At 33.8% G+C, this 21,312-nt stretch carries 10 protein-coding genes and 1 pseudogene; 10 read left to right on the top strand and 1 reads right to left on the bottom strand.

Going from position 1 to position 21,312, the window contains the following annotated elements:
• Nucleotides 1-407 precede the first annotated feature (407 nt).
• The 9 genes from ABEY15_RS07035 to ABEY15_RS07075 all read left to right on the top strand — a co-directional run bounded on the left by ABEY15_RS07035 (nt 408) and on the right by ABEY15_RS07075 (nt 15,944).
• Nucleotides 408-1,712: a helix-turn-helix domain-containing protein gene (locus ABEY15_RS07035; protein WP_429889384.1), complete on the top strand. Its 1,305-nt coding sequence runs from the start codon at nt 408-410 to the stop codon at nt 1,710-1,712.
• A gap of 423 nt (nt 1,713-2,135) precedes the next feature.
• Nucleotides 2,136-6,266 carry a S8 family serine peptidase gene (locus tag ABEY15_RS07040; protein ID WP_429889386.1) on the top strand — a complete coding sequence of 1,377 codons (4,131 nt, stop codon included), beginning with the start codon at nt 2,136-2,138 and terminating at the stop codon, nt 6,264-6,266.
• Nucleotides 6,267-6,896: 630 nt separating this feature from the next.
• Nucleotides 6,897-11,072: a S8 family serine peptidase gene (locus ABEY15_RS07045; RefSeq protein WP_429889388.1), complete on the top strand. Its 4,176-nt coding sequence runs from the start codon at nt 6,897-6,899 to the stop codon at nt 11,070-11,072.
• A gap of 124 nt (nt 11,073-11,196) precedes the next feature.
• Nucleotides 11,197-12,135: a LysR family transcriptional regulator gene (locus tag ABEY15_RS07050; protein WP_429889390.1), complete on the top strand. Its 939-nt coding sequence runs from the start codon at nt 11,197-11,199 to the stop codon at nt 12,133-12,135.
• Between the two features lie 1,045 nt (nt 12,136-13,180).
• Complete coding sequence (locus ABEY15_RS07055; RefSeq protein WP_429889391.1) at nt 13,181-13,504, top strand: PadR family transcriptional regulator; 324 nt, start codon at nt 13,181-13,183, stop codon at nt 13,502-13,504.
• A gap of 1 nt (nt 13,505) precedes the next feature.
• Complete coding sequence (locus ABEY15_RS07060; protein WP_429889393.1) at nt 13,506-13,883, top strand: DUF1048 domain-containing protein; 378 nt, start codon at nt 13,506-13,508, stop codon at nt 13,881-13,883.
• Between the two features lie 18 nt (nt 13,884-13,901).
• Entirely contained in the window at nt 13,902-14,246 is a 345-nt protein-coding gene (locus ABEY15_RS07065; protein WP_429889395.1) for a DUF1048 domain-containing protein, read from the top strand.
• A gap of 172 nt (nt 14,247-14,418) precedes the next feature.
• Nucleotides 14,419-15,180, top strand: coding sequence for an ABC transporter ATP-binding protein (locus ABEY15_RS07070; protein ID WP_429889397.1), 762 nt, complete (start codon nt 14,419-14,421; stop codon nt 15,178-15,180).
• On the top strand, nt 15,180-15,944 hold the full coding sequence (locus ABEY15_RS07075) for an ABC transporter permease (RefSeq protein ID WP_429889399.1): 765 nt from the start codon (nt 15,180-15,182) through the stop codon (nt 15,942-15,944). Before ABEY15_RS07070 ends, ABEY15_RS07075 begins: the two co-directional genes overlap by 1 nt.
• Before the next feature lie 138 nt (nt 15,945-16,082).
• On the opposite strand, the pseudogene ABEY15_RS07080 reads toward ABEY15_RS07075, so the two are convergent.
• Nucleotides 16,083-16,870: pseudogene (locus tag ABEY15_RS07080) on the bottom strand (HAD family hydrolase).
• A gap of 869 nt (nt 16,871-17,739) precedes the next feature.
• On the opposite strand from ABEY15_RS07080, the gene ABEY15_RS07085 reads away from it, so the two are divergent.
• Complete coding sequence (locus tag ABEY15_RS07085; protein ID WP_429889401.1) at nt 17,740-21,252, top strand: S8 family serine peptidase; 3,513 nt, start codon at nt 17,740-17,742, stop codon at nt 21,250-21,252.
• Nucleotides 21,253-21,312 lie beyond the last annotated feature (60 nt).

Genomic DNA, 21,312 nt, shown 5'->3' on the forward strand with positions numbered 1-21,312 from the left:
GGATTGGGATTAGAATTTTTAGTGTATTTTAGTCATTCATTGCTTAAGTATTAATTTTAAGAAAGGCATTTTTCCAGATTTGGAAAAATGTTTTTTTATGATCCGGAATTTTAGAAGTCCTCTAACTATTCCTTCTTAATATAAGATTATCTTATTATAATTTTAAACTAATTAATTTTATTAGAAAAGATTGTTCTTGTATAATAAAACCAATAAATATTGATGTTAGAAAATTAAAAAAATATTCGAAAAAACGAATCTTATCCTTTGGAATACTACATTTTCGTCATTACTCAAATGAAAGAAAAAACAATAATTTATGGCAACTTAAAAGAAATGTAATGACATAACGAAAATTTACTAAACTGAACTATTTCTAATAATGTCTGTTCATTAAGGAGGCTAAAATGTTAGTCGGAGAAATTTTCAAATTTTATCGTGAAAAAAATGGAATCAGCCAATCAAACCTAAGCAAAGAGATTTGCTGTAAAACATATATTAGTAGATTCGAAGGTGGAAAAGTGAGTATATCACCTGATATTTTATCCAAATTAACAGAACGGTTAGGGATTGATCTAAACAAAGAAATGAAAGCATTACATCATATTGAACAGAAGTTAAAAGATTGGAGTCTTGCCATTATTATGCAAAATTCCATTCAAATTGAGGAGATAAAAAAAGAATTAGAAAATATACCGTTTATCAAAGCTTCTAAATATGCAGTGTATTATCACTTATTAACAGCAAGGTACTATCTTCAAAAGAAGATGTTACCTGAAACTAAATCGATAATCGAATATGCGGAAAAAAATTTCCAGAGGATTTCTGATTTTGAAAAAAATCTTCTTCTACACATTAAAGGAATGTATTGTATTAGTACATATAGGACTACTACAAGTGAAGATTTTCGAGATGCAGTTAAAATTTTAAAACAAATTAATATAGAAGAATACAAAAATGAAGAATATTACTATCACTTAGCTCTTGGCTATCATTACGCAAGGGGGAAAGTACTAGCTTATACTTATGCTCAAAAAGCAAACGATTATTTCATTAAAACACATAACTATTTGCAAGCAATAAATGCTCGAACTTTAATGTTAATGCAATTTGAAAGTGAAAATGATATCGATTTTATGGAATTAATAGAAAGTTATATGAATTTAATTCATAATTGTGAAAATTTAGGCGCTAATGAAAAAAAACGTATTCTTTTAAATAATTTAGGGGTAGAGTTCTTTAAACGAAAAGATTTCGAGCGAGCTGCACATTATTTTAAGAAATCATTAGTCATGACAGATCATTCATCATTCTATTACTTACGACGATTTTACAATTATATTGAATCATGCTCGGAAGGACAGTTATTGAATATAGAAAATCTTTTAGAGGAAGTAAAAAAAGGAATTGCTTTAGCTAAGAAACATAATAGCCCGATTCATCTCACATTATTTAACCTCTTACTTTTGAATTGTAAAAAAAATCGAAGTGAGTATTTTGACTATTTGGCAAAAGTAGCTATTCCACAGTTTGCTTCAACAAATAATGTTTTTTATTATGAACAATATGGGAAAAAATTATATAAATACTATATGGAATTAGGTCAATATAAAGAAGCAATCGAATTGATTCAGTTCTTTAGTGATAGTGGTAATCAACGTGATATTCCGATCGAAACCAATCAAGTAAAAGCGGAATTGGTATGGATTTAATAATAAAAATTTTAGGAGAGGCTTTAATACTGGCTTCTCTTTTTTGCGCATTAGAAAGTGTAAACTGGCAGCTGAGAAGAAAATTGGAGGTAGATTAAAGATAAGTGCAGATCATTTTATCATAGAAACGTATGTATTGATCTAGAAATTATTTTTATAAAAGAATTAAGACACAAAAGATCTTCTCAAAATGTTATTACAGTTCTATAGAATACATATCACAAAAATAAGATTTCGTTATTAAAGTTAGATTATTTTTAATTTTACCAGAAAATTCAGATTACATATAATGAAATCATTAAATAGGGAAGGGGAAAGAAAAGAGTCGTAAATTGATAGATTATGCGTTCGTTTTCAATGTAGTTTGAGAGGAATCGAACAATTTCTATCAAAATAAACATAGTATATGGGGAGATTGAAGAAATGAGGAATAAGAGTAAAGTTTTAAAAAGTTTTACTGTTTTAGCTTTAACTTCAAGTTTTATATTAGGTTCACTTGGACATGTAACTCAAAACACAAAAGCAGCTAGTCCAAGGAATGTAGATGATGTTCTGGCAAATTTAACTTCTGAACAAAGAGCGGCCTTAAATCAGCTTTCAACAAACGAAGAGACTGGTCTTCAAATTTCTAAAGACACTGACTTAAACTCTTCAGATCAAACTAGTGTCATAGTAGAGTTTAATAATAAACCAGCAAAAATTGCTAAACTTGAAGCAAGTGTAGAAGGTAAAACTTTATCTGAAACCGATGCTAATAAGCTAGTAGATCAGGATCACGAATCTTTTTCAAATGATGTAGAGAAAGTATTAACAGGTGATGAAAATAAAAAAATAAATTATAAGATTAATCGTTCATATAAGCATGCCTTTAACGGTGTCTCAATGAGCCTGCCAGCAAATCAAATTAAAAATCTATTAAAATCAAAAGCTGTTAAAACAGTTTGGAGTAACGAAAAATTTTCGATAGACCCTCCAGCAGAAGAAAATGACCAGCTAAAAACTGATGAAGCTAAAGTAGCAAATTATACTCCATATGATGGCTTAGATCGTTTACATGCAGAGGGTTTTACCGGTAAAGGGATTAAAGTAGGAATTCTTGATACCGGAATGGATTATAACCACCCAGATTTAAAGGATGCTTACAAAGGTGGATATGATTTTGTTAATAACGATAATGACCCAATGGAAACTACATATGCGGATTGGGTGAAGGCAGGAAAACCGGGATCTCAAAATGGAGCGGACTATTATACTGAACATGGAACACATGTTGCTGGTATTATTGGTGGACGCGGTGTATCAAATAGTGAGTATACAACAGTCGGTGCAGCCCCTGAAGCAGACCTCTATGCTTACCGAGTACTTGGCCCAGGTGGTGGTGGGACAAGTGATGCAATCATTGCTGGTATTGATCGAGCAGTACAAGATGGTATGGATGTCATTAACATGTCACTAGGTGCAACACTTAATGATCCACTTTTTGCAACTTCTATTGCTGTTAACAATGCAGTATTAAGTGGAGTGACGACCGTTGTAGCTGCAGGTAATAGCGGCGATAAAATGTTTACCCTTGGATCGCCAGGAGCTGCTGCATTAGCATTAACGGTTGGAGCATCTTCAGTTGCAATTGATATTTATCAATATACGGGCGTAAATAATGGTAAAAGTTACAATATAAGACAATTGACGAAAAACTATAAAGATGACCTATCTTCATTAAATGGAAAAACTGTACAACTTGTCGATGTAGGACTTGGAGATCCAAATGGCTATAAAAATAAAGATGTAAAAGGAAAATTTGTGTTCATGAACCGAGGAGTTTATACATTAGACTCTAAAGTTGCATATGCCAAAGCACAAGGTGCTGCGGGTGTTATCATGGCTAACGATGAAACAAACAAGGCAGAGGGAGCAATTCAAACATTCCTTGGTGAATCAATGAATGCGATTCCTTCATTCTCAGTTTCATTTGAAGAGGGTTCAGTGATTTCTGCAGCATTAAAAGATGGTAAATCAGATTTCACATTTGGTGATTTCAAGAAAATTCAAACAGCTTCTGATGATTTAGCTACGTTCAGTTCGAGAGGGCCGAGCCGTGTTAACTACGATATTAAACCGGAAGTAACAGCACCAGGTGTTTCAATTCTTTCAACAGTTCCGTTTTACGTAAATGATCAAACGGTAGATGGAACACATACAGAAGATTATAAATATGCATACGCACGCTTATCAGGTACATCAATGGCTACTCCATATGTCGCAGGTGTATCAGCGTTATTACTTCAATCAAATAAAGATCTTCAACCAGAAGATGTAAAATCGATTTTAATGAATACAGCTGATCCATTATCTAAAAATTATAGTGTATATGAAGTAGGAAGTGGACGTGTAGACGCTTATGAAGCAATTCATTCAAACGTTGAGTTAGAAGTAAATGATAAGACACCTATGATTGTGAATGGAAAACAAAAATTAATTACAGAAAATACAGGTGCAATGAGCTTTGGATCTTATGGATTTAATGGTGAAGATATTTCTGACTCAAAAACTGTTACATTAAAAAATCGTAGTGAGAAAGCAAAAACATTTAATGTAAATGTTAAATTCCAAACGGGAGTAAGAGGTTCAAAGGATGCTGCATCAAATGGCGTAACGTTAGAAGGGCCAACTTCAGTTAAATTAAATGGAATTAATCAAAAAACGATTAAGTTTAACTTAAACATTCCTAAAACTGCCGAAAAAGGAACATATGAAGGATATATAACTTTTACAAATACTCAAGATCCGACTGAAACTTACCAAATTCCATTTGGTGGACGTGTTGTAAACGAAGGTATTGATAAATTTAATATTGAAAATCCAATGTATGGCACAGACACAGCATGGCCAGCAAATGCATATCCATTTATGGATATTACATTTACACTAAAATCACATATGAAGACGATAGATCTAGTACTACAAGATCCAACTACAGGCGAAGATCTTGGATTAGTAGGAACATTTAATGCGATTGCAGTAAATGAAAATCAAGAATATTATACGCCTGCATTCAATACAATTTACTATCCATTTACAGGTGATTCGAAAAATCCTATTAGTAGTCAACCAGTATTTATAAAAACGGGCCATTATAAATTGAGACTAGTTGGTACAAATGAGCAAGGGAAAACATTCTCAGCAGCGTCTGATTTCATTTATGAACTAGGAGCACCAACAATGACTTCAAGTTTTGATTCGTTGGATCAAAGAGTAATTGAAGTTAAAGATAGTCAATTTGATTCGAATGGACAATTCCTATATGACTTTAACATTAACTTACATGATCCAGAAACAGAAGAAGCAAGTCGCTTAGGCATTCCAGTCGATCAATCAAACAATTCAGTTGTTTCATTTTATAATAACGGATTTCCAACTAATCCAATCCAAACAGATAAAAATGGAAATTACACTGATAAAATTTTAGTGAGAAAACAAGCTGAGCCATTACCAGTTCAGTTTTATGGTTTTGATGCAGCAAGAAACTTTAATGGTAATGCATCTAATATGTTAAGAGTTGTATTTGTGAATGAAAATTTACCTTATTTTTATTTGAAAGCAAATAAACAAACTGTTACGACAGGTGATGGTGTAAACTTTACTGTTCGCTCGAATAATATGAAAAATTTAAAAACAACTAAAATTACAATGAGAAAGGATACTTACGCTTCTGTTGAGAATGTAGTTGTAAATGATGCAGTTAAAAAGTATGGTGATGCACAGGTTAGTGTAGAAAGTACACCATCGCAGTATATTTTTACATTTAATTATTTAGGTGATAAAGCATTACCAGAAGATTTACCGTTATTTAACTTTGACGTGAAAACTGCAAACAAGTGGACGACTGATGCTCCTTATTGGTATGGCATTAGTGCTTCAATAATTGATCAGTCAAATGTTGAGACAAAAAATATTTACAGTTATATGGAAAGCTATAAAGTAAAGACAACGTATTCAAGGTTAGAGGGAGCATTACGAGTAGAAGCAGCAGTTGATCCAATTAAAGGATTAAATTATTCAATTGATCAAAGTAAAATCGGTGCAAAAGTAACGGTTACCTCTTTTGATGGAAAAACAGTTGTTGAGTCTCCAATTACAGATAAATATGGTAGTTATCTAGTCGATGGACTTAAGGCTGATAAAAATCCTTATACACTAAAAGTTGATGTACCAGGTTACTTTACGATGAACCAAAAATTTGAATTGTACTCTGATGTTCGTGGTGAAATCGTTGGAAAACGAATTAGATACAACTTACCAATCGCTGCAGCAGGAGATACGAATAAAGACAATGTTATCGATATTTTAGATGCGTTAGCAGTACAAACGTATTGGGGTACAAATAAAGCTTCTGCAGATTTTAACTTTGATAAAGTAGTGGATGCAAAAGACATGAATTATATTATTGAAAACTATGGTTTACAAAATCCTACTGTAAAAGATGCACCAAAAGCGAAAACGTCTTATAAAGGTGTAACTCTAGATACAGTATTAAGTCAGTTAGGATTAAAATAAAGATTTAATATTAGTGTTTGTAATTAAAGAGAAGGGAAGCTGAAATTTTCGGCTTCTCTTTTTTTTACATTAAGAATGTATAAATTGACAGCGTAGAAGAAAATAGAGGCGTAGTTTCCAATTTTAGGAATTAAGTATAAGTGCAACTACGTCTCTGTCTTCGTTTAGAGGCTCGCCAATCAGCTAGTTTTCTTTAAATTAAGGGAGTGTAAATCAGCAGTCTAGTAGATTATATGAAGTTGTTGCCAATTTAAGGGAATGAGTAGATGCACCTCTGGCTTAGTCTAAAAGGCTCACCAGTCTATGGCTTTCTTTTATTCCTATTAAATTATAATTTGCTGATGAATCTTGGGTTTTTCTTAACAAAGACACATAAAAGTTAGGATCTGAAAGTGATTTAGTATACTTTATGAATTTAGGAAAAATTAGATTCTCTTATTAATCTTGAATTTTTTTTAATTTTACCAGAATATTCAGATTACGTATAATTAAGTCAATAAATAGGGAAGGGGAAAGAATTTAGTCGAAATTTGATAGGTAATCTGTTCGAATCTAATTAAAGAAAAATTAATAATAGGTTATAACAATTTCTATCAGTACAGATCAAAAAATATGCAGGAGGACTGGAAAATGGGGAAGAAGTTTACAAACAAAAAAATTGTAAAAAATGCTACAGCTATTACGTTGGGTGTAGGTTTAATTTCTAGTAGTTTTCATGCTTCATATTTTAATTCATCGTCAAAGGTGAAGGCTGCAACATACGATACGAATGCAGAGTCGATTTTAGCTAATTTAACACCTGCTCAAAGAGAGGCATTAACACAGCTTTCGAAGAATGATCAATCGGGATTATTCTTAAATCCAGATGTTAATATAGATAGTTCAGAAGATGTTTCTGTAATTGTACAATTCAACCAAAAGCCACATAAAGTAGCGGTGCTTGAAGCAGCCTTAAAAGGTAATAGCTTATCAGATAGTGAGGCTAAAAGTTTAGAAGATGCTGATCATGCAACGTTTGACAAAGACTTGCAAAAGTTATCAAGCGATGATGACACGACATATAAAATAAGTAGAAAATATAAAAATGCTTTCAATGGAGTCGCATTAAAGATTCCTGCAAATAAAGTTAAATCTCTTCTAAATTCAAAAGCAGTTAAAGCGATTTATAGCAATGAAACTGTAAAGGAAGATCTTCCAGTAGAAAAAGCAGAAGATTCAACTAAAACACAAGGCCAAGGAATGGCAGACGAGCGATCATACCTACAAATCGATAAATTACATCAAGAAGGTTATACAGGTAAAGGGGTAAAGGTCGCTGTACTGGATACAGGGGTAGACTACAATCATCCGGACATAAAAGGTGCTTTTAAAGGCGGATATGATTTCATTAGTAATGATAATGATCCGATGGAAACGACATATGATGATTGGGTAAAAGCTGGGAAGCCAGGAGGAAGCTCTGGAGCAGCAAATTATGAAACTGAACACGGAACACATGTATCCGGAACGATTGTAGGACAAGGAAAAAATACTAGTGAATTTGCAACTACTGGAATCGCTCCAGATGCTGACCTTTATGTATATCGTGTACTTGGACCTGGGGGCAGTGGAACGACGGATGGCATTCTAGCTGGAATCGATCGAGCAGTAGCAGACGGAATGGACATTATGAGTCTTTCTTTAGGTGCTAATTATAATGACCCAATGTATCCTACTAGTATCGCAATAAACAATGCAGTTTTAAATGGAGTAACAGCAGTTGTAGCAGCTGGAAATGCAGGTAATAAGATGTATACAGTAGGATCACCTGGTACAGCAGCTCTAGCATTAACAGTAGGTGCTAGCAGTGTTCCAATTACGACACTTGGTGGAAAAGGATCAATCGACAATGTAACTGCATCATTACTTTTGATGGCAAAAGGCGCTGGGGATGATATTTCAAAATTAAAAGGTGTTACGAACTCGGTTGTAGATGTAAATCTAGGTGAAGCATATACTGGTAAGGATGTAAAAGGTAAAATTGTTCTAATGAGTCGTGGAACTTATACATTAGATTCTAAAATCTCGGTCGCTAAATCACAAGGCGCTGCAGCAGTTCTTATGTATAATGACAATACAACTGAAGGGCAAATTCCAACTTTCTTAGGAGATGGTGTGAATTTTATCCCAACGTTCTCGTTATCTAACGCAGATGGACTTGCATTGAAGAAAAAGCTACAATCAGGATCTGTTAACTTTACATTTACTGACATAGGTGAAGCGAAAACTCAGGGAGATACATTAGCAGACTTTAGCTCTCGCGGTCCTGCACGTGCAACATATGATATTAAGCCAGAAATTACGGCACCGGGTGTGAGTGTATTATCAACTGTCCCAGGCTTTATTAATAGCCCAAATGATCCGACTGATTATAAAAATGCGTATCAAAGAATGTCTGGTACTTCAATGGCTACACCATTTACAACTGGTGTTGCAGCTTTATTAAAATCAGCACAACCTGATTTACAACCAGAAGATATCAAGGCAATTTTAATGAATACTGCTGATTCATTAAGTAAGCCATATAGTGTATTTGAGCAAGGTGCTGGACGAATTGATCCTTATAACGCAATTCATTCAACGATCGAAATTAAAGTCAAAGAAAAAACGTCAACTATTATTAATGGAAAAGAAAAACAAATTAATGAAGATACAGGTGCATTGAGCTTTGGAAATGTAGCGTTTGATGGTTCAGATTATTCAGATTCACGTTCAGTTACGTTAATGAACAGAGGAGAAAAATCGAAAACATTTGATGTAAAAGTCAATTTCCAATCAAATCTGCGCGGTTCAAAAGATGCACAAGCAAATGGTGTAACTGTTCAAACTGATTCAACCGTTACCCTAAAAGGGATTAGCCAAAAGAAAACAAATATTACTTTAAATATTCCAAAAACAGCAGAAAAAGGGATTTACGAAGGCTATGTAGTGTATACAAACAAAGACAATCCATCAGAAACTTACCGAGTTCCATTTGGTGTACACTACGTTGAGCAAGGGTTCAATTACTTTAAACTTTATAAAAAATCAGTGCCTGAATCACTAATTCAAAGCAGTCAAAAATGGAATCGAACAGATGCTGCTAACTTTAGCTTAAGTTCACATATGAAAACAATTGATGTCGTTATTTCGGATGCAAAAACTGGTAAAGATCTTGGTATTGCTAATTCGTTTGATGGAGTAGCATTTGATGAAGGTGTTGATATTCCACTTGGTTTCGTATATTGGGGATATTACCGCCCATTTACAAATGATCCGAATAATCCAATTGGTATGAGAGATGACCAAGCTGTAGTACCAAAAGCGGGGCAATATGTATTAAAATTAGTTGGTACAGATGATGACGGAAAACAATATACGATCAGTCAAGATTTATTTGTGGATGGTACAAAACCAAAATGGGATGTTCATGTAGAAGGTGAAGTACCAGGAAAACAAATCGTTGAATATAAAGATGGACAAACTACAGTTGGTGTAACAGGGCATATTACAGATGATAATGTTGCGGTAAAACAAGCTGCTGGAATCACTGCTGATCAGACACAAAATCAATTTTTAGCTTATTATAATAGTTACCTGCCAACTAATAATTTAACAATTGATAAAGACGGTAATACATCTGATGAAATTGCATTGTCACCGAATTTACAAGTATTACCTGTAAAATTCGAAGGAATGGATGAAGCGACAAATGGTAATCTCCAAAGTCAATATTTTTTCGTAAATGAGCATACGCCTTATGTATATGGTCAGATAAATGCTCCGACAACATACAATAAGGTATTGGCAAAGCCAGGGGACACATTTACAATGACGTTAACAGCAAATAATGTGAGTAAGCTAATGAAGGCAAACTATAAGTTCTCAGATGCTACAGGTACAAAAATTACAAACATTTCATTGAATCCTGAAGCACAAAAACTTGGAGGATCACTAGATGTTAAACAAACTACATCAGGAAGCACGATCTCATCTGATGTTACTGTTAATTTTAATGGAACTACTGGCGTAGATGGTGATATACCAATGGTAGATTTAACACTTCAAGTTCCTAAACAGCTTCTGCCAAGAGATGCTATTTCATTTAGCCAATATGATTCATTTAGCCCAGTTACTTCAACATTTACAAATGTAGATAATGTAACTTCAAGTCCTTTTACAAGCGTGACACCAATTAGGATTTTAAAAATTGATCAAACAGAATTTATAGGATATATACATGCAGAAGGATTTAAAAATGCTTCCGGTACTTTGGATTCTACAAAAGATTACTCAAAGAGTTCGCCAACTTTAACGGTAATTGATAGTAATGGAAAAGTAGTAAAAACAAATATCGTCGCAAAAAATGGATCGTTTGATATTACAGGAATGGATCCATCAAAAGATGATTATACGTTAATCCAAGATATTCCAGGTCATTTTACAACGTATTATTCGAAAATTAATGCTCATTATGATCTAGATGATCAATTATATGGTGTACAATATAGAGTAGGTGTAGAAAGTACTCCATATGCAACTGCTGGAGATGTAAACAAAGACGATGTAATCGATGTGAAGGACGCATTAGCAATCCAAACATATTGGGGTACAAATAAACGAAGTGCAGATATTAATTTCGACGGTACGGTAGATGCGAAAGACTTGGCATTTGTTGAAAAGAATTACTTAATGCAAAACCCTTGGATTCCAGCTCCTCCAAAACCAGTTAAACAGTATAAAGGAAGTACTTTAGAATCAGTTAAGAGTCAATTAGGAGTACAATAAAAGTAAGCCTGTTCTCTACATTTGAGAACAGGTTTTTTCTAACATATAATACCATAACATTAACTAGATATATTCATTTCAAATTATGTTAAAATATTAATAATGTAATATGAAGGAGAAGAAAATGAGTATCAACAGTACGAATATTTACAGCATGAATATACAAAAATTAGAGTATCTAGTTGAAGTTGCAAAAACCGGTTCCTTCTCGATTGCTTCACAAAATCTATTTGTGAGTCAGTCTGCTATTAGCCAATCGATTGTAAGTATCGAAAAGAAATTAGGGATAAAATTATTCGAACGATCAAGAGGAGGAAATAATGCGATTCCAACAATTGATGGAGAACGAATTATTCCTTTAGCGAAAGAAATCGTTTTAAAATATCAAGAACTAGTCCATAAAGTACAATTAACTAATGATAATATGAGCGGCAATTTAAAAGTATCTACTGTTCCAGGCTTTATTTCAGAACTTTTAAATCCAATTTCGGCTATAAAGGAAGAATATCCTAATATCACAATCGATGTCTTTCTTAAACCAGGACAAGAAATTATTGAAGATGTACTAGAGGGCCGTAGTGATATAGGAATTGCACCATTTATTAAACATCTACTAGAAAGTAATGAAAATCTAATTTATCAAAATTTATTTACAGCTAAAATGAAGTTATTAGTAAGTAGAAAGTCTCCTCTGGCAAAAAAATCATTCGTTACGCCACAAGAAATCGTTAAAGAAACTCTAGTTGTTTATAACGGTGTATATATGCAATGGTTTAAAAATAATTTCTATAAAAAGTTTGGTGAAACGAAGGAATTATTTACATCGACAAATGCTGATGCAATTTATAAGGCTGTTGGTGATAACTTAGGTGTCTCATTTGTACCATTCTTATCTGAAAATTACATCATTAAGGAAGAGGTTAAGGTTTTAGATATCGAAGGTTACGAAGATCTACAAATGCAATATGTATGGTTTATGTCTAGTAAGAAAAGATATTCAAAATTGATAGAAGACTATATAACGAAATTAAAAGAAGAGTTAAAAGTAAATGATGATAAATAAAAAAGTGGATGATCATTTATCCACTTTTTTATTTTAGAAAAAACACCTGGCCTTCTTGAAATCATTAATTAGTTGGTGTACAAAAATTGCATAGAATTATTAGTGAATAGAAATAAGCGAACAACAATGAATAAAATTGGGGCAGAAAACTTTTATTGAAGTTTATTTTAATAAGAAAATCCGACTATTGCTAAGCTATAGCTCATAAGCTTGAATTCATTTGTATAAATTTTTAAAGGGAATACTTATTAGATAAATAAGTTGATTGAAACGAAAAGGTGCTCGACTCATATGGGAGATACAGGGAGGGTGAGACCCCGCAGGAACGGCGGAGGCTCAGCTCATGCCCCGTGGAAAGCGAGCATCCTGTAGTGGAAATCAACAAGATAATACTTATTTAATTGACAACATCTTTTTTCAATGGCATGAGTGAGTCTGATGTATTATCAGATTAACTACTTTACAATATCACTACTTAGTGATACAATATACCTGTACTAAGTGATACTGAATATTAGTAACACTAAATAGTTGATTACGTATAAAAAAATTTTTTATAAAAGGATGCACATTATCTACTACTTAGTAATACAATATACTAATACTAAGTAATACACAGTATATCAGTCGTGCTAGACAATAGAAAATTGTTCATTTAAAAATTATGATATGAAAGTCTTGATCCAAAAGCGTCTTTTTTTTTCGCTTGGTACTAAGTGGTACTGAATATTAGTAACACTAAATAGTAATAATAATAAAAAATATATTTTAAAAAGGATGCACATTTTCTACTACTTAGTAATACAATATACTAATACTAAGTAACACAGAATATCAGTGGTGCTAAATAGCAGAATGAGTTCATATAAAAATTGATCTATAGTCGGCTATTTTTTTTACCTAGTACTAAGTGATACTGAATATCTGTAGTACTAATTAGCTTAAGAGGTGGTTCAATATGATTGACCTAAGCTACTTAACGTTACAGTTTACCAATTACTATTAGACCTTAACTAATTTAACCCAAAAAAAGGAGGTGTATGTTATGGAAAATTTAACTGAAATGCTTAAAGGTTCTTTGGAAGGTTGTGTGTTGGAAATCATTAGTCGAGGTGATATTTACGGCTATGAGATTACTCGCCGTCTTAATGATCTTGGATTTACAGAGGTTGTCGAAGGTACTGTCTACACCATTTTGGTAAGGCTGGAAAAGAAAGAGTTAGTAAATATTGAGAAAAAACGCTCTGAAATGGGTCCACCTCGTAAGTTTTATTCTTTAAACGAAGCTGGACATGAAGAATTACAACAATTTTGGAAAAAGTGGAATTTTGTATCAACAAAAATTAATAGCTTAAAGGGGGAGAAATAATATGAAGAAATTTATAGAGTTAATTATTGGTGATTTAGAAAGCAAGAAGGAATATAAAGCATTTATGAAAAAAGTAAATTCCCTACCGAAAGATTACGCCTTTGTGTTTAAAAAGATTCAAAAGTACATGTGGAATTTCGGATATGGATTTGGTGAAGAAATTATCAATTTGTATGAACTGTTTGAAGCTAGTTCAGCAGAAGGCATGCATGTGCTAGATGTTACTGGTGAGGACGTGGCGGCATTTGCCGACGAATTGATGGCTGCCTCAAAACTCGATGGAGAATCGGCGAGTATAATAGGAGGTCAAGTAGAGTTGAAAAAAGAAATTGAGAGTAGAGTTGAACAGCAAGTAAAAATATGGACGAATAAAAAATAAACTAGGGGGTTATATATCATGATAAATTTCATTAAAAAGATACTTGATGATAAAAAAGAATACAGAGAAATGATGGCGCGTGTGGAGGCTTTGCCAGGCGACTACCCAGAGGCTTATAAAAAAATCTGCAACTATATGTGGAGTTTCGCCTCTGGAAGCGGCATGGATATGCTGAGAATCCAGTACGATCTCATTGATTTGTTTGAAGAAGGTGCGGCAGATGGCAAAGACGTATTGGAAGTGACAGGTGAAGACTTGACATCATTCGCTAATGGACTTACCGACCAAGCGAAAAGATGGGATGATAAGTTACGAGATAATTTGAATAAAAGCATTTTAGATCGTGTGGGTAAGAAAAAATAAGTATTGAACACCCTAATTGAATAGCTTTTTGGAAAACGAGCTATTCAGTTAGATTTTGAACAAATAAGTAGGATAACTGTTTAATAGTCAGTCAATATAGATAAACCTAGTTGCGGGCGCTACTTTTCTATGAACACGCGCCTTCAACCATATATATGGGAGGGAAACAATTATGAGCAATACAGCAATTTCAGTGAAAGGGCTTGAAAAATCATACAAAAATGTCCCAGTATTAAAAGGCGTGGAATTTGAAGTAAAGAAAGGAAGTGTCTTCGCTTTACTGGGGTCAAATGGTGCTGGTAAAACAACTATTATTAAAATTTTAACTACTTTACTGCAATCAGATAAAGGGGAAATTGAAGTTTGTAATGTCAACCTTCAAACGAACCCACAACAAGTACGTGAGAAAATCAGTCTAACCGGACAAAACGTTGCAGTAGACGATATTTTGACAGGGCGCGAAAATCTCGAACTAGTAGCAAAACTTCGCCACTTGCCTAATCGGAAAGAAGCTGTGGAGGAAAGTTTACGCCGCTTTGATTTAATCGAAGCTGGTGATCGAGCTCTTGCTACTTATTCAGGCGGTATGAAACGACGCTTGGATTTAGCAATGACAGTACTCGGGTCACCTGAACTTGTTTTTCTTGATGAGCCTTCTGTTGGACTTGACCCGGAAGCTCGGTTAGCTTTGTGGGAAGTGATTCGTGATATGGAGAAAGCTGGTATTACCGTTTTTCTCACTACCCAGTATTTAGAAGAAGCCGAACAACTAGCTGACAGAATTGCGATTTTACATGAAGGAAAGATTCTTGTTCAAGGAACATTGGATGAATTAAAAGCGATCCTTCCACCTAAAAAAGTGGAATACGTGGAAAAACAGCCGAACCTTGAGGAAATTTTCCTGGCTGTTACCGGAAAGAAGGGAGAAAAATAATGAGTGGAAACCATTTTTTCAGTGATACTATTACAATGAGTAGTCGGGTAATCAAGCATTCACTTAGAAGTATTGATACAATTATCACAACAATTCTTATGCCGATCATGCTTATGCTTGCTTTTGTCTATATTTTCGGTAGTGCCATGACGATGGATAAAGTAGATTATGTGAATTTTATCGTTCCAGGTGTGTTGCTTATGTGTATTGGCATGGGGATATCCTATACAGCGGTTCGAGTGAATACTGACATGACTAGAGGAATATTTGATCGATTCCATTCAATGCCAATTGCCAAATCATCAATTTTGGGAGGGCATGTCATCTCAACATTGCTATTAAATTTATTATCGGTTGCGGCGGTGATTCTCATTTCATTTATCATGGGATTCCGTCCTCATGCTAATTTTGTTGAATGGCTATTAGCAGTTGGTATGATCCTGCTCACGGTTTTTTCTTTCACTTGGATTGCAGTAGCATGCGGACTAATGTCAAAATCGTATGAAGGTGCGAGCGTGTTCTCTTATCTACTTATGGGCTTAATGTTTGTAAGTTCTGCCTTTGTTCCAACAAATAATATGGGTAGCAAGCTTCGAGCTTTTGCCGAAAATCAGCCAATGACACCAATTGCCGAAAGTGTGCGTTCCCTTTTAGCTGGGCAACCGGACTATAGTGCGATTTTAACAGCAGTGTTCTGGTTAGTTGGAATTGGGATATTGTTTTATGTAATTTCGATGAAGGTATATAAAAAACGAATGAAATAAATTAGCTATGTACAGACTGAAGATATCTTTTTAGTCTGTATTTTTTATTTCAAATCAAAATATCATATACAAAAAACTCAAAACCTAATAAATAGAGTTTGAGTTTTTTCTTTTTTTTAAAATTCTATTTTCCAGAATCTAAATTGCAAATGGATTATTAGATTTAAGAAGACAGCGTTCTATAAAATCAGCTAAACCATCATTTTCGTGATGCCTGGTAACAAAATCAGCTACATCTTTAACTTCTTTGTTAGCGTTCCTCATAGCCACACCATACGGATCATCTCAATATCATTCGGTCCGTCACCGATCGCTACGACTTCACTAGGACTAATTCGAAGTGTATGAAGTAAGTTTTTAATTGCAGACCATTTTGAAACATTAGGAGCAACCATTTCAAAACCGTCATCCCAAATGATGACTTCTGCTTCATTTTTAAACAAAGCAGATAATTCAGAACTTGTAGCTGCTATTCGAACACTATATTTAAGAACTTCTTGATAATATGCCTGTCTTAAATCTCCAATATACTTTGGTGGAATTTGCCCAACTTTTCTCCAGTAATCAATTTCTTCATTTGTTTCCTTACAATAAATCCCATTTGCTGTATGAATAATAACATTACAAGGATTTTCAGCTGTATGATGGTGGAGTAGTTCTTCGTTCAGTCCGACTGTTTTCATTTGAGTAATTTTTCCAGTTTCTCCATCATGAAAAGTGGAACCGTTTAAACAAATCACTGAAGTTTCTAATCCAAGTTCTTTATGATAGGGAGCGGTTACTTCATAATGTCGATCAGTGGCTAGAAAGAACTTGACACCCTGATTAATGAAGCATATAAATGGCTTCTTTATTTCGACGGATATAATGTTTGAAGCTTTTAGTAATGTTCCGTCCATAGCAATAAATATTGCAGGCACATTCATTTATAATGCCTCCTTATTAGTTGCTAAACCAATCTTATCAACTGAATATTAAAGTCTAGTAAACTCAATATTTAGATTAAATGGGGATTATTAGGTAGTGGGAATTCCAAGACATTGAATATAACTTATATTCTAGAAATGACAGGGTAGGGGGGAATCAAATATGCTAAGAAGATGGTGTTTTGCCACTTCAGAATTTTTATCAAAGATTAAAAAATTCTTATATAGCCCATGTTTTTTTGATGAAAATAGTCTTGAATTTAATAATATGACAATGTTTTTAATGTGTTTTTAATGAGGTGTATTGAAATTTCCCCAATTTACTTTAAATCAAATATTAATGTATCATTTTTTGTTATTTAAATTTATCTCAATATAATAAGGTAAATAATTTGCAACTAAAATTTAAGTGGAATCTAGTTATATTTATTTAAAATGAGTCTTTTCCAGTAGTTGTTGTTTTTGCTCACACTTATAAAAAAGGTCATTAGGCTGAATTTAGAGTGAGATTTTTCTATTAATTTTTTCGCTATAATAAAACTCTATGTTTATAAAGTGTAAAAAAACGTCAAATTCCTCGTTTTTTTGATAAAAAACACCACAAAATGTTAAAATTATACAATTTTCTTAACCATTCCTTAATTTAATCTATTAAATTCCCCCAATTTACATTCATATATATCTAATGTACTATTTTTTTTGAAATATTAATATTTTCTCACTATGTTATGAAGTTAGTATTCTACAACTAGATAATGGGATGTTATCTCTAAATACGAATATAGATTACTACAAATCTCTTCATCTTAGTGGTTAAAGATTTATTCATATTTCTGTTTTTATTTAAAGGAATGTAAGGAGAGGTTTTCATGAAAAGAGGAAAATTGACGGCTTTTAGAGTAATGACAACAGCTGCTGTAACTTCATTAATGTTTTCGTCACTAACAGCTTTGGCAGATGCAAATGACATTTCACTAAATACTCAATCAGTGGAAGAGATCGTTGAACAAGTACAAACACTTTTTAATAGAGATAAGGTAGAGAATGAAGTAGAGGGATCTCCATATAAAAATGTCAATTACGAAAGTTCAGTTACTCAGCATAAACCAACTGATGTTGTTCGTTTAATTGTAGAGATCGAGGAACCAACTGATACTGAAATAACTGAAAAAAATAAAAAAGAATTATTTAAGCAAAAGCAAGACAAGGTAATTTATCATATCAATAAATCAAAAAATTCAAACGAGAATGCTGATATTAAAGTTAAGCATCGCTTTTTTAAAGGATTTAACGGATTTAGCGTAGAAACCGAGTATCAAAATTTAGATGAAATCAAATCGATTCCGGGCGTTACGAATGTACACGTTGCAAGAACATTCCAGCCAACGATGGGAACAAGTAAAGAATTAGTACAAGCACAAAAAGTATGGAATCAATATGGCTATAAAGGAGAAGGATTACTTGTAGCTGTTGTTGATACAGGACTTGATTATACACATAAAGATTTTAATCTACCGGAATATGCAAAAGGAAAAGCTAAGCTGACGCAATTTGGCATCCAAACTCAATTGGATGGAACAGAGGTAAATGACATTTGGTATTCTGATAAGGTTCCATCTGGATATGATTGGGCGGACAATGATAATAACCCTATTCCTGCAAGCACTGGTAGTCCACACGGAACTCACGTAGCTGGGACAGTTGGAGCAAATGGAGACGAAGCAAATAATGGAGTCCAAGGAATTGCACCGGGTGTACAATTATTAGCAGAGAAGGTATTCTCCGACAAGGGTGGTGGTGCCCAAGAAGATGATATTATCGCTGGTATTGAACATGCAATTTCAATGGGTGCTGATGTAATCAACTTGAGTTTAGGAACAGATGCAGGCTATGTAGGTGAAGCGGATGATCCAACTCAGAAAGTGATACGAGAAGCAACTGAGCAAGGTACACTTGTAGTAGCGGCGGCTGGTAACGCTGCTTACAGTACAAAGAACGCTGTTACATTTTCTTCTTTATTACCTTATGCAGAAAATCCTGATATTGGAGCAGTTGGCGAACCGGGGGTTAGCCCATATGCCATTTCAGTGGCATCTTACGAAAATACAAACATGCATTTAAATACATTAGCTGATGCAACAGGTTTTACTTTACCGTTCCAAGATCAAACGCAAGTAGGGGCTAATTTTAAGCTTTCTAAGGCATTATCACCAAATACTGATTATGATTTAGTTTATGTAAACGAAGGTAAATATAAGACAGACTTTCCTGTCGGTAAAACGAACTATATCGCAGTAGTGAAACTATTAAACACATATAGTACTCATAGTTCAATTCAAACTGAAGCAGCACGTAACGGAGCAAAGGGAATCATTTTTATTCCACCAACTAATACACCAGATTATGCTTATATAAAATTAAGTGCAACAACACTTTCTGCGACAACAAGTAAAGCAATTGGTGAAGAATTAATCCAAAAACTGTCAAGTGGACAAAGGGTTTCTATGCACTTATCAAACGGGGCTTATGTCGATAACCCTGCTAAAAATACAATGTCTTATTTCTCATCAGTAGGTTCTCCTACTACACTAGACTTTAAACCAGAGCTATCAGCACCAGGTGGAATGATTTATTCAACGGTTCCTGGAAATGATTATCAAGTTTTAAGCGGTACGTCTATGGCAACTCCTCATGTTGCTGGTGGTTCAGCATTATTATTACAGGCTCTTTACGAAAAAGGTTTATCACATTCAAAAGAGACTGCTTTAAAAGCAAAGCTTGCATTAATGAATACAGCGAAGGTTGTCATGGATCCACGAACTAATGGAGAAGCTCCTTACTCACCAAGAATTCAAGGGTCGGGATTAATGCAAATTCAAAATGCGATCAATACACCAGTTGTTGTATCAAGAAGAGATACGCCATTAGAACAAGCAGGAGCAGTTGCGTTAAAGGAAATCGGTCAAACAACAAGCTTTAAATTAAACGTAGAAGCATTTGAAACTCCTAAGGGTAAAAATAATAGTGAAGATATTGAATACAAAGTTTATGTAGATGTACTAAAAGATAAAACAACAACAAAGGAATTTGATATAGATGCAGATGGTACACTAGATCCAAAAGAATATTTAACACTTTCTAGTGAGCATATTAACGGTGCAGAAGTGTATGTAAATGATCAAAAAGTAACGAATGCAGATGGAGCTTCGTTAAAGATTAAACCAGGTCAAAACAAAATGCTGACAGTAAATATATCATTACCAGAAGATTTGAAGAAAAATATTTTTGTAGAAGGATTTGTCCGTCTAGTACCTGTAGAAAAATCTCAAGATAAAGCAGTACCTTTATCTGTCCCTTACATGGGCTTCTATGGAAAATGGGATGAGCTACGTAATTTAGATGCTCCAGCATGGGAGAAAGATCGATTCCTAGGATATACAGCTCTTTGGGATGATAACTCAGAAAACTATCCATTAGGATATGACCCATTAACAGGTAAATACCATACGAACCGTATTGCTTATTCTCCAAATTACTTTTTATCTGGTATCTATTCTACGTTTACTGTTTTACGTAATTTACAAAAAGCCGATATGTATATTGAAGATGCATCTGGAAATTTAATTAAATATTTAGGTGACTATAGTGAAAATCCTGGATGGAAATTCAGAAAGAGTGTCATGGCAAATAGCATGTCATACAGAGGCTATCAATGGGATATGAAGGATGAATCCGGACAGTATGTACAGGACGGTGTGTACCAATATGTAGTTAAAACGACATTAAGCTATCCAGGCGCTAGACCACAAATCGTTAAAATGCCAATTACTGTGGATTCGGTCTCACCTACAGTTTCAGATATTATTTCAACACCAAAAAATGGCAAATATGAAATTTCCTTCAATGCCGAAGATAATGCAAGTGATTTTCATTCTGCCATCGTATGGGTGAATGGAGTACAATATTCATTAGGTGTTGAACAAAAATCATTCCTTGTAAATGCTGAACCAAAAAGTATTGTTGTGTTAGCTGTCGATTTTGCTGGTAATCAATCGTACAAGGTTTGGGGAGATCCAAGCTATATTAAACCAACTATGGTCGTACAGACAATCAATGTAAGTCCATCTACTAACGTAAACCAAAACAATCCGGCAAGAATCACAGCCTTTGCTTATTCGAGAGTAGATTGGAATATTAAAATCAAAGATGCAGCTGGAAATATTGTTGATACGATCGAAGTGAAAAATGCACATCAAATAAGACAAAACTGGACACCTAAAGCGGAGCTTCCAAATGGAACGTACTATGTCACAGCTGATGCTGTTACAAAGGACGGTTTTAAAGTAACAACACTACCTAAAACGGTAACAGTTCGCCAATAATATAATGCTTTAAATTTAATAATAATTAAAATGGACATGGGTTCTCCCATGTCCATTTAG

Origin of the sequence: Gottfriedia acidiceleris (genome assembly GCF_050457485.1) — a bacterium.
Classification (GTDB): domain Bacteria; phylum Bacillota; class Bacilli; order Bacillales; family Bacillaceae_G; genus Gottfriedia; species Gottfriedia acidiceleris_D.

Bases quoted from the DNA above. Each gene is read 5' to 3' on its own strand.
- ABEY15_RS07035 (WP_429889384.1), top strand. From the start codon at position 408: ATGTTAGTCGGAGAAATTTTCAAATTTTATCGTGAAAAAAATGGAATC.
- ABEY15_RS07040 (WP_429889386.1), top strand. From the start codon at position 2,136: ATGAGGAATAAGAGTAAAGTTTTAAAAAGTTTTACTGTTTTAGCTTTA.
- ABEY15_RS07045 (WP_429889388.1), top strand. From the start codon at position 6,897: ATGGGGAAGAAGTTTACAAACAAAAAAATTGTAAAAAATGCTACAGCT.
- ABEY15_RS07050 (WP_429889390.1), top strand. From the start codon at position 11,197: ATGAGTATCAACAGTACGAATATTTACAGCATGAATATACAAAAATTA.
- ABEY15_RS07055 (WP_429889391.1), top strand. From the start codon at position 13,181: ATGGAAAATTTAACTGAAATGCTTAAAGGTTCTTTGGAAGGTTGTGTG.
- ABEY15_RS07060 (WP_429889393.1), top strand. From the start codon at position 13,506: ATGAAGAAATTTATAGAGTTAATTATTGGTGATTTAGAAAGCAAGAAG.
- ABEY15_RS07065 (WP_429889395.1), top strand. From the start codon at position 13,902: ATGATAAATTTCATTAAAAAGATACTTGATGATAAAAAAGAATACAGA.
- ABEY15_RS07070 (WP_429889397.1), top strand. From the start codon at position 14,419: ATGAGCAATACAGCAATTTCAGTGAAAGGGCTTGAAAAATCATACAAA.
- ABEY15_RS07075 (WP_429889399.1), top strand. From the start codon at position 15,180: ATGAGTGGAAACCATTTTTTCAGTGATACTATTACAATGAGTAGTCGG.
- ABEY15_RS07085 (WP_429889401.1), top strand. From the start codon at position 17,740: ATGAAAAGAGGAAAATTGACGGCTTTTAGAGTAATGACAACAGCTGCT.